This window comes from Delftia sp. UME58 (genome assembly GCF_014170385.1).
Taxonomy (GTDB): domain Bacteria; phylum Pseudomonadota; class Gammaproteobacteria; order Burkholderiales; family Burkholderiaceae_C; genus Comamonas; species Comamonas acidovorans.
In genome coordinates this window covers 53,136-65,827 of sequence record NZ_LZZV01000106.1, presented here as the reverse complement: position 1 = coordinate 65,827, position 12,692 = coordinate 53,136, and the positions used below count along the sequence as shown (strand labels likewise).

General features: G+C 67.5%; 13 protein-coding genes. 9 read left to right on the top strand and 4 right to left on the bottom strand.

All coding sequences use genetic code 11. The features are described from left to right. The first annotated feature begins 42 nt into the window (after positions 1–42). A complete protein-coding gene (locus A9976_RS27975; protein WP_183021669.1) occupies positions 43–954 on the top strand; it encodes a LysR family transcriptional regulator in 912 nt (303 codons plus the stop codon). Here the strand turns inward: A9976_RS27975 and A9976_RS27970 are convergent. Next, positions 927–1,574: a TetR/AcrR family transcriptional regulator gene (locus A9976_RS27970; protein ID WP_183021668.1), complete on the bottom strand. Its 648-nt coding sequence runs from the start codon at positions 1,572–1,574 to the stop codon at positions 927–929. The two genes, A9976_RS27975 and A9976_RS27970, sit on opposite strands and share 28 nt — an antisense overlap. A gap of 320 nt (positions 1,575–1,894) precedes the next feature. On the opposite strand from A9976_RS27970, the gene A9976_RS27965 reads away from it, so the two are divergent. The 3 genes from A9976_RS27965 (at position 1,895) to A9976_RS27955 (ending at position 5,601) form a co-directional block, all read left to right on the top strand. Next, complete coding sequence (locus A9976_RS27965; protein ID WP_065348041.1) at positions 1,895–3,319, top strand: amino acid permease; 1,425 nt, start codon at positions 1,895–1,897, stop codon at positions 3,317–3,319. Positions 3,320–3,340: 21 nt separating this feature from the next. Next, positions 3,341–4,435 (top strand): 4-hydroxyphenylpyruvate dioxygenase, encoded by a 1,095-nt coding sequence (hppD, locus tag A9976_RS27960; protein ID WP_063325866.1) that lies wholly within the window; start codon positions 3,341–3,343, stop codon positions 4,433–4,435. A gap of 104 nt (positions 4,436–4,539) precedes the next feature. Continuing rightward, entirely contained in the window at positions 4,540–5,601 is a 1,062-nt protein-coding gene (locus tag A9976_RS27955) for an aldo/keto reductase (RefSeq protein ID WP_183021744.1), read from the top strand. A gap of 37 nt (positions 5,602–5,638) precedes the next feature. On the opposite strand, the gene A9976_RS27950 is transcribed toward A9976_RS27955, so the two are convergent. Genes A9976_RS27950 through A9976_RS27940 form a run of 3 tightly spaced genes read right to left on the bottom strand, consistent with a single transcriptional unit; the run spans position 5,639 to position 7,025 of the window. Then, the gene (locus A9976_RS27950; protein WP_183021667.1) at positions 5,639–6,262 is read right to left on the bottom strand and encodes a hypothetical protein; all 624 of its coding nucleotides are present in this window, start codon (positions 6,260–6,262) and stop codon (positions 5,639–5,641) included. Beyond that, the gene (locus A9976_RS27945; protein WP_013801570.1) at positions 6,259–6,474 is read right to left on the bottom strand and encodes a helix-turn-helix transcriptional regulator; all 216 of its coding nucleotides are present in this window, start codon (positions 6,472–6,474) and stop codon (positions 6,259–6,261) included. The genes A9976_RS27950 and A9976_RS27945 overlap by 4 nt, the downstream gene beginning before the upstream one ends. A gap of 2 nt (positions 6,475–6,476) precedes the next feature. Continuing rightward, a complete protein-coding gene (locus tag A9976_RS27940) occupies positions 6,477–7,025 on the bottom strand; it encodes a DUF2975 domain-containing protein (protein WP_013801571.1) in 549 nt (182 codons plus the stop codon). 57 nt (positions 7,026–7,082) lie between these two features. Between A9976_RS27940 and ybaK the strand changes: the two genes are divergently transcribed. The 5 genes from ybaK (at position 7,083) to A9976_RS27915 (ending at position 12,607) form a co-directional block, all read left to right on the top strand. Continuing rightward, complete coding sequence (ybaK, locus tag A9976_RS27935; RefSeq protein WP_012206589.1) at positions 7,083–7,577, top strand: Cys-tRNA(Pro) deacylase; 495 nt, start codon at positions 7,083–7,085, stop codon at positions 7,575–7,577. A 168-nt stretch (positions 7,578–7,745) separates the two neighbouring features. Further along, positions 7,746–8,426 (top strand): glycerol-3-phosphate 1-O-acyltransferase PlsY, encoded by a 681-nt coding sequence (gene plsY / locus A9976_RS27930; protein ID WP_183021666.1) that lies wholly within the window; start codon positions 7,746–7,748, stop codon positions 8,424–8,426. 98 nt (positions 8,427–8,524) lie between these two features. Then, on the top strand, positions 8,525–10,057 hold the full coding sequence (locus A9976_RS27925; protein WP_183021665.1) for a DUF4178 domain-containing protein: 1,533 nt from the start codon (positions 8,525–8,527) through the stop codon (positions 10,055–10,057). 18 nt (positions 10,058–10,075) lie between these two features. Then, the gene (locus A9976_RS27920; protein WP_013801574.1) at positions 10,076–10,294 is read left to right on the top strand and encodes a DUF350 domain-containing protein; all 219 of its coding nucleotides are present in this window, start codon (positions 10,076–10,078) and stop codon (positions 10,292–10,294) included. A gap of 186 nt (positions 10,295–10,480) precedes the next feature. After that, positions 10,481–12,607 (top strand): TonB-dependent siderophore receptor, encoded by a 2,127-nt coding sequence (locus A9976_RS27915; protein WP_183021664.1) that lies wholly within the window; start codon positions 10,481–10,483, stop codon positions 12,605–12,607. Positions 12,608–12,692: the final 85 nt, after the last annotated feature.

The following is a 12,692-nucleotide window of genomic DNA, read 5'->3' as shown; positions in this document are numbered from 1 at the left end:
CCCGGGCCGCAGGCCCTGGCGCCTGCGCTAGGCTGGCCGCCCATGGAGATGTATCAGCTGCGCGCCTACGTCACGGCGGCCACGCTGGGCAGCGTCACGCGCACGGCCGAGGCCCTGCACCTGACCCAGCCCGCCATCACGGCCCAGATCAAGGCGCTGGAGGAAGAGCTGGGCGTGGCGCTGTTCGACCGGCGCCCGGGCCGCATCAGCCTCACGCGGGCCGGCGAGGCCCTGATGGAGCCCGCCCGGCAGGTGCTGGATGCGGCGGGTCGGCTGCAGGGCCAGGCCCGCGAGCTGCAGGGCGAGATCACCGGCCAGCTGCTGCTGGGCACGGTGGCCGACCCCGAGGCGCTGCGCCTGGGCTCGCTGCTGCACGGCCTGGTGGAGGCGCTGCCGCTGCTGGACATCAAGACACGCCAGGGCTGGGCCGAGGAGTTGCGCGCGCAGGTCGCGGCCGGCGGCCTGCAGGGCGCGTTCTACATCGGCGCCCACATGCCGCGCGACCTGGGCGCGCTGGTGCTGCAAACGCTGCACTACCGCGTGGCGGCGCCACCCGCGCTGCGCGAGCGCATCCTGCAATCGGGCTGGAAGGACCTGGCGCAACTGCCCTGGATCGGCGCGCCAGCGCAGCACCATGAGCAGGCCCTGCTGCTGGCGCTGTTCGCCCGCCAGGGTCTGAGCCCCAATCAGATCGTGGAAAGCGATGCCGCCGCCGCGCCCGAGAGCCTGGTGCGCGCCGGCCTGGGCCTGGCGCTGCTGCGCGAGGACCGCGCCCTGGCCGCTGCCGAGCATGGCTGCGTGGCCATCTGGCCGCATGCGCGCGTGTCGGCGCAGCTGGGCTTCATCCACCCGCGCGAGACCGAGCACGACCCGGCCCTGGTGGCCACGCTGTCGCAGCTGCGCAGGGTCTGGGGGCTGACCGAGGTTCAGGCGGCGGCGCCGCCGCCGGCCTGAGGGGTGCCTGCCTGGACGATGGCCTCGACCAGCGCATCGAGGCTGCCCTGGCGTTCCTGCTCGCCCACCTCGAACAGCTCCAGCACGCCGGTGCCGCGCAGGATGGCGAAGGCCATGGCCGCAAAGCCCTGGGGGCGGGGATGGTGGGCCGCGATCTCGGGGAAGACGTCCAGGAAGCGGGCGTAGAACACGCTGTCCACATGTACCCGGCGCGCGTCCACGCGGTCGAACAGCGAGGGGGAGGCCTTGCAGCCGAAGAACATGCTCCAGGCCGCCTGGTAGTTGGCCGCGCCGAAGATGTTGTCCCAGGCCAGGGTGACGAAGGCCTCGGCGCGTTCGCGCAGGGGCAGGGCCTTGTCGGGCCAGACCGTGCCCTGGTCGCTCAGCGGCTCCATGACCTCGATGACCAGCCGCTCCATCAGCGCATCGCGGCTCTCGAAGTGGTGCTGCAGCGCGCCCAGCGACACATCGGCGCCGCGCGCGATGGCCTGCAGCGTGGCGCTCTTGAAGCCGCCCTCGCGCAGCAGCGCCAGGGCGGAGTCGATGATCTTGCGTTGCGTTGTCTCCACACGCTCGGTCTGCGGCGTGCGTGCGCGCCGCTGCGTGGCGGACGTCGTCATGTTCTGGGCTCCAGAGGGCAAAAAAATAATAGTAGATTGTTTTTGTTTGTTGCGGGCGTTCAACCGTTGCCGGAGTGCGGCATGGCGGGCGGCAATGCGTCGATCGCCTTTGCTACTCCTTCTTCTTGGGCTTGTCCATAGGGATAAATTACAAGAAATAATAATTTATTGTTTTTTATAGTTGATACCCATCAACAAGGGGCGCACAAGGCCCCGCATTCCAACAGGCATCCCACGAGGAGACATTGCCGTGAAGACCACCGAAGTGTTCCAACCCCTGCGCCGCCGCGCGCCTTGCTGAGAGCCGGAGCACCCCCTTGATGCACAGTTCTTCTTCGCAAGGCCATCTGGAGCGCAGGCTCAAGAACCGCCATATCCAGCTCATCGCGCTGGGAGGCACCATCGGCACGGGCCTGTTCCTGGGCTCGGCCGGCATCATCGAGCTGGCCGGCCCGTCCGTGCTGCTCGGCTACGCCATTGGCGGGCTGATCATCTTTTTCATCATGCGTTTCCTGGGCGAGATGCTGGTCGAGGAGCCCAACGCGGGCTCGTTCAGCTATTTCGCCAACCGCTACCTGGGCCGCTTCGCGGGCTTTCTGGCGGGCTGGAACTGTGTGGCGCTGTATGTGCTCGTGGGCATGCTGGAGCTGACGGCCGCAGGCAAGTTCATCCAGTTCTGGTGGCCCGGCATACCCACCTGGGTGACGGCGGCGGTGTTCTTCGTGCTGATCAACGGCGTGAACTTCATCAACGTCAAGGCCTATGGCGAGTTCGAGTTCTGGTTCGCGCTGATCAAGATCGCGGCCGTGCTGGCCATGATCGCTGCGGGCGTGTATCTGCTGGCCAACGCCGACCGGCCCGAGCAGACCGTGCGCAACCTGTGGACGCACGGAGGCTTCTTCCCCAACGGCCTGTCCGGCCTGGTCATGGCCTTCGCCTTCATCATGTTCGCCTTCGGCGGCGTGGAGATGCTGGGCTTCGCGGCGGCCGAGACCGACCAGCCGCGCACCGTCATCCCCAAGGCCGTGAACCAGCTGATCTACCGCGTGCTGGTGTTCTACATCGGCTCCATGGCCGTGCTGATGTCGCTGATGCCCTGGACCGATCTGCTGGGCCAGCTCAAGGCCGGCGGCGACACCTACAGCAGCAGCCCCTTCGTGCTGGTGTTCTCGGGCCTGGGCGAGAACACTGCCGCCCACCTGCTGAACTTCGTGATCCTCACGGCCACGCTGTCGGTCTACAACAGCATGGTCTACAGCAACAGCCGCCTGCTGTACGGCATGGCCAGCGAAGGCAATGCGCCGCGCTCGCTGATGCAGGTCAACCGCCGCGGCGTGCCGGTGCGGGCCATCGTCTATCCGGCCATCTTCACGGCGCTGGCCATCGTGCTGAACTATGTGGCGCCAGCCGGTGTGCTGGAGTTGCTGATGTCGCTGATCGTGGCGGCCCTGGTGATCACCTGGACCATCATCATCGTGGCGCACTGGCGCTTTCGCCGGGCGCATGTGGCGCGCAAGACCGTGCTGGGCTTTCCCGCACCGGCCGCGCCGCTGACCAACGCCATCTGCCTGGCCGCCATGGCCCTGGTGGTGGGCGTGATGCTGCTGACACCGTCGGTGCGGTCCTCCGCGCTGGCCATTCCGATCTGGGTCCTGGTGGTCTACGGGGCCTATCGCCTCGTGTTCCGCCAACGTCCCACGCCTGTGCTGGAATCCGTACTGGAACCCGCGCACATCCCCCGTTGAAACCTTCAAGGAGAACCAACCATGGCAGACCTGTTCGACAACCCGATGGGCCTGATGGGCTTCGAATTCGTGGAATTCGCATCGCCCGCGCCCGGCGTGCTGGAGCCGCTGTTCGAGAAGCTGGGCTTCACCCTGGTGGCCAAGCACCGTTCCAAGAACGTGCTGCTGTACCGCCAGGGAGGCATCAACTTCATCATCAACAATGAGCCGGGGCAGGCCGCCTATTTCGCGGCCGAGCATGGCGCCTCGGCCTGCGGCCTGGCCTTCCGCGTCAAGGACGCGCACCAGGCCTACAAGCGCGCGCTGGAACTGGGCGCCCAGCCGGTGGAGATCCCCACGGGTCCCATGGAGCTGCGCCTGCCGGCCATCAAGGGCATCGGCGGCGCGCCGCTGTACCTGATCGACCGCTTCGACGAAGGCAAGTCCATCTACGACATCGACTTCGAGTTCCTGCCCGGCGTGGACCGCAACCCCAAGGGCCACGGCTTCCATGTGGTGGACCATCTGACGCACAACGTCTACCGCGGCCGCATGACCTACTGGGCGGACTTCTACAGCAAGCTGTTCAATTTCCGCGAGATCCGCTACTTCGACATCTCGGGCGAGTACACGGGCCTGGCCTCCAAGGCCATGACCGCGCCCGACGGCCTGATCCGCATTCCGCTGAACGAGGAATCGCGCCAGGGCGGCGGCCAGATCGAGGAGTTCCTCATGCAGTTCAACGGCGAGGGCATCCAGCACATCGCGCTGCTGACGGACAACCTGCTGGACTCCATCGACCAGCTGCAGATGGCCGGCATTCCGCTGCTGACCGCACCCAACGACATCTACTACCAGAACCTGGAAGGCCGCCTGCCCGGCCACGGCCAGCCCGTGGGCGAGCTGCAGGCACGCGGCATCCTGCTGGACGGCACGACCGAGGGCGGCCAGCCGCGCCTGCTGCTGCAGATCTTCTCCCAGCCCATGCTGGGCCCCGTGTTCTTCGAGTTCATCGAGCGCAAGGGCAACTACCGCGAAGGCTTTGGCGAAGGCAATTTCAAGGCCCTGTTCGAGTCCATGGAGCGCGACCAGATCAACCGCGGCGTGCTGCAGGCCGAGGCACCGCAGGGCGCCTGATCCCGACAGGCGCAGCGCGCCCGCCCGGCCCTGGCCGGGTGGGCGCGCTGTCGTCAGGGTAAACACGGGCGGCCCTACACTCGGTGCCCATGAATTCCTCCTCGATGCAACCGGTGGCGCTCGGTCAAAGCGCATTGCAAGTCAGCCCCATCTGCCTGGGCACCATGACGTTCGGCGAGCAGGTCGGCGAGGCCGAGGCCTTTGCCATCATGGACCGCGCGCTGGAGCGCGGCGTGGACTTCTTCGACACGGCCGAGATGTATGCCGTGCCCGCACGCGCCGAAACCTGCGGCGCCACCGAGACCATCATCGGCCGCTGGTTCGCCCAGCGCCCCGGCGCGCGTGCCAAGGTGGTGCTGGCCACCAAGGTGGCCGGTCCTTCGCGGGGCATGCCCTGGGTGCGCGAGGGCAAGGGCATGACGGCGGCCGACATCGCCGCCTCCTGCGAAGGCAGCCTGCGCCGCCTGGGCACGGACGTGATCGACCTCTACCAGATCCACTGGCCCGAGCGCAACGTGCCGGCCTTCGGCCAGCTGTACTACGACCCGTCCAGGGAAAGCTCGCAGACCGGCATCCACGAGCAGCTCGAGGCGCTGGGCCGCCTGGTCCGGGAAGGCAAGGTGCGCCACATCGGCCTGTCCAACGAAACGCCCTGGGGCGTGCACGAATTCGTGCGCCTGGCCGAGCAGCACGGCCTGCCGCGCGTGGCCTCGGTGCAGAACGCCTACTGCCTGCTCAACCGCAGCTGGGAAAACGGCATGGACGAAAGCTGCCACCGCCTGGGTGTCTCGCTGCTGGCCTATTCGCCGCTGGCCTTCGGCCTGCTCACGGGCAAGTTCGACGTGCATGCGCCCACCGATCCCGCTGCGCCGCAGGCCGCACGCATTGCGCGCTACGAATCGGTGCGCAAGCAGCGCTGGGGCCGGCCCGAAGCCCTGGCCGCCGCGCGCCGCTACAACGCGCTGGCGCGCGAGCACGGCATGACGCCCACGCAGCTGGCGCTGGCGTTTTGCTACACCAAGTGGCAGGTGGCCAGCACCATCATCGGTGTGACCTCGGTGGCCCAGCTCGATGAGGACCTGAACGCCTGGGGCACGCAACTGTCGCCTGAACTGCTGTCGGCCATCGACGCCATCCGCTGGGAAGCGCGCGACCCTGCGCAATAGGCCTCGGCCCTGAGCAATAGGCCTCGGTCCTGCGCCTTCAGCGGCTGCACTCGCCCTTGAGCGCAGCGGCCGCCAGCATGGGCAGGCTCAGCAGGCCCATGCCGCCGCCCTTGAACTCGCCCTTCATGCAGTCGCCCTGCGCGGCCTCGCGCATGCCGCTGGCCAGCGGGTCCTCGCGCTGCGCATGGATCTGGGGCCTGACCAGGCCTTGCCGGGCCGCCGACTGCACGGCCTCGCGGCCTGCGGCCGAGTCCAGCAGGCGGCCCATGGCCCTGGCGCTGCGCGCCGTGTCCGGGGCGGCTTCGGTGTCGGCGGGCACAGGCGCTTGCGGCGCGGCGGCTGTTGCGGCCTGCTCCATGGCCTTTGCAGCCCCTGCGCCTTGCCTTGAAGGCGGTGCGACGGCGGCGGTGTCCGGCCGCCGCGCAGGCTTGGACGCGGACGCGGGCGCCGGTGCGGGCCGGGCAGCCGCTGGAGCAGGAGAGGGGGCCGGCGTCGGCGTCGAAGTCGGCGTCTCGACCCAGACCACCTGAAGGCGGTGCGCCTCGGCCTGCCCGGTGCCGGGCCGCGCAATGTCCGGGGCCAGACCTTGCCACAGCAGCACCCCATGCAGCAGCAGCGACAGCAGCAGGCCCGCGATCAGCCGCAGGCGTCCGCTGCTCAAGCCTCGGGCCCTGCCACCCATTCCAGCAGGTCGCCGGGCTGGCACTGGAGCGCCTCGCAGATGCGCTCCAGCGTGTCGAAGCGCACGCCGCGCACCTTGCCGCTCTTGAGCAGGGAAATATTCTGTTCGGTGATGCCGACCATCTCGGCCAGTTCGCGCGAGCGCATCTTGCGGCGTGCCAGCATCACATCGAGGTGGACGATGATGGGCATGCTCAGACGAATCCCGCGTTCTCGTCGGCGATGCGCCGCGCCTGCAGCATCACATGGGCGATGGAGACCAGCACCACGCCGAGCAGGACCAGCAGGCCATCGTGCCAGTACAGGCCCAGCGTGACGAAGCGCTGCCCTGGCGGATTGCCCATGCTGGCCGCCACCGACATCAGCGCGCGCGTGAAGGGCAGGGCCAGCGCGCCCGCCAGCACCGTCCAGGCAAAGCGCATCAGGGCGTGCTGCGCCTGCTGGCCGAAGACACGGCCCTGCAGATACTCGCCGAACAGTGTCCACAACTGGCGCAGCGCATACAGGCCGCAGCCCACGGGCAGCAGGCTGACCAGTGCGGTGCGCCAGCGCGCAGCCATGTCCAGCGGCTGGCCGGGCGGCATGCCCAGCAGGCCTTCCGCCTGGCCCGAAAGATCTTGCGGCGACAGCAGGGCGGCTGCCGGCAGGGCCAGCAGCGCGACGGCACCGAGCGCAATCAGGATGCGCGCCGCCTGGGAGTGGCGCCTCAGGGCGTTGCCCGCGGCGTGGGGCGTATAGTTCATGGCACAGCCTTGTATTGATGAATCGATAAAAAATTATTGTAAAACGATAAAAAATTCATGTCCAAGAAAAACTCTCATGTCAGCGAGACACCGGCCACGCAGCTGCTGCGCGCCCACAAGGTGGAGTTCACCGAGCATCCCTATGAGTACCTGGAACACGGCGGCACCGAGCACAGCGCGGCCAGCCTGGGCCTGGACGAGCACATGGTGGTCAAGACCCTGGTGATGCAGGACCAGGACGCCAGGCCGCTGATCGTGCTCATGCACGGCGACTGCAAGGTCTCCACCAAGAACCTGGCGCGGCAGATCGGCGCCAAGAGCGTGGAGCCCTGCAAGCCCGAAGTCGCCAACCGCCACAGCGGCTACCTGGTCGGCGGCACCTCGCCCTTCGGCACGCGCCGCGACATGCCGGTCTATATCGAAGAGAGCATCCTGGCGCTGCCGCGCATCGCCATCAACGGCGGGCGCCGGGGCTTTCTGGTGCAGCTGGACCCGCAGGTCTGCGTGCAGCTGCTGGATGCACGGCCCGTGCACTGCGCGCTGGCAGAATAGATGCCCTGAAGAAATGAACATGACTTGCGCACACGGGAAGGCGGCCCCCGCCTCCAACGGGTTCGCGCAGGTCCTGATGAAAAACATGTGTCGGCGATCAGGGAGGGCGGGCCATCATGGCCGGCCGGATCGCGCGCCGGCGCTCCACAGACCGGCCAAGGACTTCAATTGAACGCGCTCTACCCCCTTCTCGCCACCGTGGCGGCCTACCTGATCGGCTCGCTGTCGTTCGCCGTCATCGTCAGCCGGGCCATGGGCCTGAATGATCCGCGCACCTATGGCAGCGGCAACCCCGGTGCCACCAATGTGCTGCGTTCCGGCAGCAAGGCGGCCGCAGCCGTGACCCTGCTGCTGGACGCCGCCAAGGGCTGGCTGCCCGTGGCCCTGGTGCAGTGGTTCGGCAGCCGCTTCGGCCTGGGCGACGGCACGGTGGCCATGGTGGCGCTGGCCGCCTTCCTGGGCCACCTGTACCCGGTGTTCTTCCGCTTCAAGGGCGGCAAGGGCGTGGCCACGGCCCTGGGCGTGCTGCTGGGCATCAGCGTCTGGCTGGGCCTGGCGGTGGCGCTGACCTGGCTGATCATTGCCGTGTTCTTCCGCTATTCCTCGCTGGCGGCCCTGGTGGCCTCCGTGTTCGCCCCCGTCTACTACCTCCTGTGCAGTGGCGTGGTCTGGTATGCCGAGACACCGATTGCCGCCGCCATCGTCGCCATGGCGGCCCTGCTGATCTGGCGCCACCGCGAGAACATCCAGCGCCTGATGGCCGGCAAGGAATCCAGGCTGGGCAGCAAGAAGGCCGACCCGGCAGCCGCCGCTGCCAAGTCCGGCACGGCCAAAGGCAAGCCGCATTGACCGCCGCCACCGTGCTGCGCTCCACGGGCGCAGCTTGCGTGAATGGCGTGGCCGGCCAGCCGCGCTCCAGGCCCTCTCACCACTGACGACCTTCCCACATGGCATCGAGTCCATCGCAGCGCGTCTACCGCGCACCTTGCCCCGGCTGCGGCGCGCCCGTTGAATTTTCCAGCGCCCAGGCCAGCTACGCCGTCTGCGAGTTCTGCCGCAGCACCGTGGTGCGCCAGGGCGATGTGCTGCAGCGCCGCGGCTCCATGGCCGAGGTCTTCGAGGACTACAGTCCCCTGCGCATCGGCGCCACGGGCCAGATGCTGCGCAACGGCAAGCCCGAGCACTTCACCCTGGTCGGGCGGCTGCAACTCAAGAGCGAGGCGGGCGCCTGGAGCGAATGGGTGGCCGCGTTCAGCGATGGTGCGCTGGGCTTTCTGAGCGAGGACAACGGCCAGTTCGTCTGGTCCTGGCCCTGGCAGGCCGAGGTCCTGCGCAACGGGCCGTTCAAGGCCTCCGACTGGCTGCTGGGCTCGCAGCGCGTGCTGGGCGGCAAGAGCTTCACGGTCAGCAGCGTGCAGAACGCGCGGCTGGTATCGGCCCAGGGCGAGCTGGCGCAGCTGCCCGAGCCCGGCACGCCGTACCGGCTGGTGGAGCTGCGCAGCGAGCAGGGCCAGGTCCTGTCCGTGGACTTCTCGGCCCAGCCGCCTGCGCTGAGCCTGGGCGAACGCGTGGTGCTGGACGACCTCAGGCTGCAGGGCCTGCGCGACGGCGCCTCGCTCAAGGGCGAACAGGGCCGGCACTTCAACTGCCCCAAGTGCGGCGCCGTGGTGCCTGTGCGCTTTTCCACCACCAAGAGCCTGAGCTGCCCCAGTTGCGGATCGCTGGTGGACCTGAGCCAGGGCATTGGCAAGGAGCTGTCCTATGCCGAACAGAACGAGCCCGTGCGCCCCGCCATCCCGCTGGGCAGCAAGGGCGCATTGGAAGGCCTGCAATGGCAGGTGGTGGGCTTTCAGCACCGCATGGGCCAGGAGCCTGGCGACGATGAGAGCTTTGGCTGGGAGGAATACCTGCTGTTCAGCCAGAAGGCCGGCTTCGCCTTCCTGGTCGATTCCTCCGATGGCTGGAGCATGGCCCGCGTGACCACGGGCGTGCCCAAGCTCTCCAAGAACCGCAGCACGGCCAAGTACATGGGCCGGCAGTACCAGCTTGAATCGCGCTACACCGCCGAGACCACCTATGCGCTGGGCGAGTTCTACTGGCCCGTGCAGCGCGGCCAGACCACGCGCAATGTGGACTATGTGAGCGCAGGCGCCCAGAACAAGGCCTTTCTGGCCAGCGAGACCGAGAACGGCGAGACCACCTGGTCGCATGGCAGCGCCGTCTCGGCCACCACGCTGGCCACGGCCTTCGGCCTCAAGCAGCTGCGGGACCGCTCGCAGGTCGGCGTGATGTCGGGCAGCCGCTTCGGCCTGTGGACCATCGTCATCGGCGTGGTCATCCTGTGGCTGGTGTTCGTCATGCTGCGCGGCTGCATGTCGCGCCCGAACTGCGACCCGAACACCGATCCCAACTGCAACAGCTACACCCGCAGCAGCGGCGGCTCCTGGGGTGGCTACACCTCGGGCGGCAGCCACAAGTAAACAACGGAGAAACTGATCATGAACTTCGACTGGTTCAACCCCGCCGCCTTCTTCGGCTCGATCCTCTATGCGCTGGTGGGCGTGGTGGTGTTCTGGCTGTGCTTCATCATCATCGACAAGATCACGCCCGTGGACATGTGGGCCGAGATCGTGGAGAAGCACAACAAGGCGCTGGCCATGGTGGTGGCCGCCATGTGCCTGGGCATCAGCATCATCGTCGCTGCCGCCATCCACTGAGCGAGGCCGTCCGGCCCCGCATATCCCCTTTCCTGCTGCCACGCAGCCCGCCTGGCCAGGTGCGGCTGCGCTGCGCATTGCGGCGTTGCTGTGCTGCAACAAATTCATTGTTGATAATGAGCTTGCAAATGATATGCGTTTGCATTATCAATAAAATTGCCCCTTCATTCGAAGAGAGGGGGTTCCATGACCGACCATCAAGCTGCCCGCAGGCCAAGGCTTTCAGCGGGTGTGACCGCTGGCATCATCACCACTGCGCTGGCCGGCGCAGTGCACGCCCAGGAGGCCGATCCAGCTGCGGCGCAACAGGCGCAACAGGCACACACCTTGCCCACGCTGCAGGTCAACGCCTCCCAGTACGACCCTGATGACGTGCGCCCCGAAGGCGTGACCACGGCGACCAAGACCTATCTGGCGCCCAAGGACATCCCGCAGACCATCGATACGCTGGAGGTCAACAAATACAAGAGCTACGGCATCAACGACCTGGCCACCATGCTGGACGGCGTGCCGGGCGTGAACACCAGCTACGACATGCGTGGCGAGGGCGTGTACATCCGCGGCTTCAAGGCCGACGAGAGCGACATCTACCGCGACGGCGTGCGCGAAAGCGGCCAGGTGCGCCGCAGCACGGCCAATGTGGAGCGCATCGAGATCCTCAAGGGACCGGCCTCCGTGCTTTACGGCCGCAGCGCGGGCGGCGGCGTGGTCAACATGGTGAGCAAGCAGGCGCGCTTCGACGCCAAGAGCAGCATCACGCTGCGCGGCGGCTCCTGGGACAACGTGGGCGGCACCATCGACATCAACCGCGTGCTCAACGAGAACGTGGCCGTGCGCCTGACGGCCGACCGCGAGCAGGCCCACAGCTTCCGCGAAGGCATACGCAACCGCAACGAGATGGTCTCGCCCAGCATCCTGGTGGACACCCGCACGGGGTGGCGCTGGACCGGCCAGTACACCTATGACAACGTCTGGCGCGTGCCCGATCGCGGCCCGGTCTATGACCAGTTGCCAGCCGGCGTTTCCATCCGCAAGGGCTTCGCGGCACCGGGCGACTACGTGGAAGATCGCCTGCGCGTGCTGCGCTCCGACCTGTCCTACGACTTCAACAACCGATGGAACCTGCGCTGGGTGGCCAGCAAGCGCGAGGCCAGCCAGGACTTCGACCACTATTTCGCTGGTACCTACCGCGCCGCGACCGGCAAGATCACGCCCAACTACGCTTGGCAGCAGACCCGCAACACCACGCTGTCCAACACGCTGGACCTGACGGGCAAGTTCAGCACGGGCAGCATCAAGCACGACCTGCTGGTGGGCCTGGAGGCCAGCGAGGAAGAGCGCGCGCCGCGCATCGGCCAGCCCGGCAGCACGTTCTCCTACGATCCGTTGCAGCCCATAGTCTGGCCCAGCCGTCCGGTGCAGGGCAATCCGACCCAGGACAACTATCACAAGGGCAAGGGCCAGGCGCTGTACATGCAGGACCTGGTCAGCCTGACCGAGCAGTGGAAGCTGCTGCTGGGCCTGCGCTACGACAGCTACGACTTCCAGAGCACCAACAGGATCGCCAATCTCACGCGCAAGACCGACGGCAACGGCTTCAGCCCGCGCGTGGGCGTGGTGTGGCAGCCGGTGCGTGAGCACAGCTTCTATGCGTCCTGGAACAAGAGCTACTCGCCCTATGGCGGCCGCGGCATCCTGACCGTGGATACCGCCGTGGGCGCGGTGCTGGACGACGAGCCCCAGTACTCGCGCCAGTCCGAGGTCGGCGTCAAGAGCGACTGGCTCGGCGGTGCGCTGTCCACCCAGGTCTCCGTCTACCAGCTGGAGAAGTACAACATCCGCTACCGCCCCGATCCCGAGAACGATCCCTACACCTGGGCCATCCGGGGCAAGGACCGTTCGCGCGGCATCGAGTTCAGCGCGGCTGGCCGCGTGGCCAGTTCCTGGTATGTGCGCGGCGGCGTGGCCTTCATGCAGGCCAAGGTGGCTGAAGACGCGCAAAACCCTGCCAACGTGGGCCTGTACCTGCGTGACACGGCCAAGCGCAACGGCAACCTGTTCCTGCGCTATGCGCCCAAGGGCCCCTGGTATGGCGAAGTCGGCGTGACCTACACGGGCAGCCGCTTCACCAACGCCGCCAACACGGCCCTCCTGCCCGGCTACACGCGCTGGGATGCGCTGGTGGGCTGGCGCCAGGACGCATGGACGGTGACCGTGGCGCTGTCCAACCTGTTCGACAAGCAGTACTGGCGCTCCAGCTCCATGCCAGGCGCACCGCGCAGCGTTCTGGTCAGCGCCAACTACCAGTTCTGACGGAACCCCCAGGAGGCGCGCAGCGCCTTCTCCCGTTGCACGGCGCCTCTCTCGCGCACGGGGGGCGCATCGCGCACAATACCGG

What these genes read in the sequence shown, in the direction of transcription:
- A9976_RS27975 (WP_183021669.1), top strand. Translation starts at nt 43, where the DNA reads ATGGAGATGTATCAGCTGCGCGCCTACGTCACGGCGGCCACGCTGGGC.
- A9976_RS27945 (WP_013801570.1), bottom strand. Translation starts at nt 6,474, where the DNA reads ATGCCCATCATCGTCCACCTCGATGTGATGCTGGCACGCCGCAAGATG.
- A9976_RS27940 (WP_013801571.1), bottom strand. Translation starts at nt 7,025, where the DNA reads ATGAACTATACGCCCCACGCCGCGGGCAACGCCCTGAGGCGCCACTCC.
- hppD (WP_063325866.1), top strand. Translation starts at nt 3,341, where the DNA reads ATGGCAGACCTGTTCGACAACCCGATGGGCCTGATGGGCTTCGAATTC.
- A9976_RS27915 (WP_183021664.1), top strand. Translation starts at nt 10,481, where the DNA reads ATGACCGACCATCAAGCTGCCCGCAGGCCAAGGCTTTCAGCGGGTGTG.
- A9976_RS27955 (WP_183021744.1), top strand. Translation starts at nt 4,540, where the DNA reads ATGCAACCGGTGGCGCTCGGTCAAAGCGCATTGCAAGTCAGCCCCATC.
- A9976_RS27920 (WP_013801574.1), top strand. Translation starts at nt 10,076, where the DNA reads ATGAACTTCGACTGGTTCAACCCCGCCGCCTTCTTCGGCTCGATCCTC.
- ybaK (WP_012206589.1), top strand. Translation starts at nt 7,083, where the DNA reads ATGTCCAAGAAAAACTCTCATGTCAGCGAGACACCGGCCACGCAGCTG.
- A9976_RS27965 (WP_065348041.1), top strand. Translation starts at nt 1,895, where the DNA reads ATGCACAGTTCTTCTTCGCAAGGCCATCTGGAGCGCAGGCTCAAGAAC.
- A9976_RS27925 (WP_183021665.1), top strand. Translation starts at nt 8,525, where the DNA reads ATGGCATCGAGTCCATCGCAGCGCGTCTACCGCGCACCTTGCCCCGGC.
- A9976_RS27970 (WP_183021668.1), bottom strand. Translation starts at nt 1,574, where the DNA reads ATGACGACGTCCGCCACGCAGCGGCGCGCACGCACGCCGCAGACCGAG.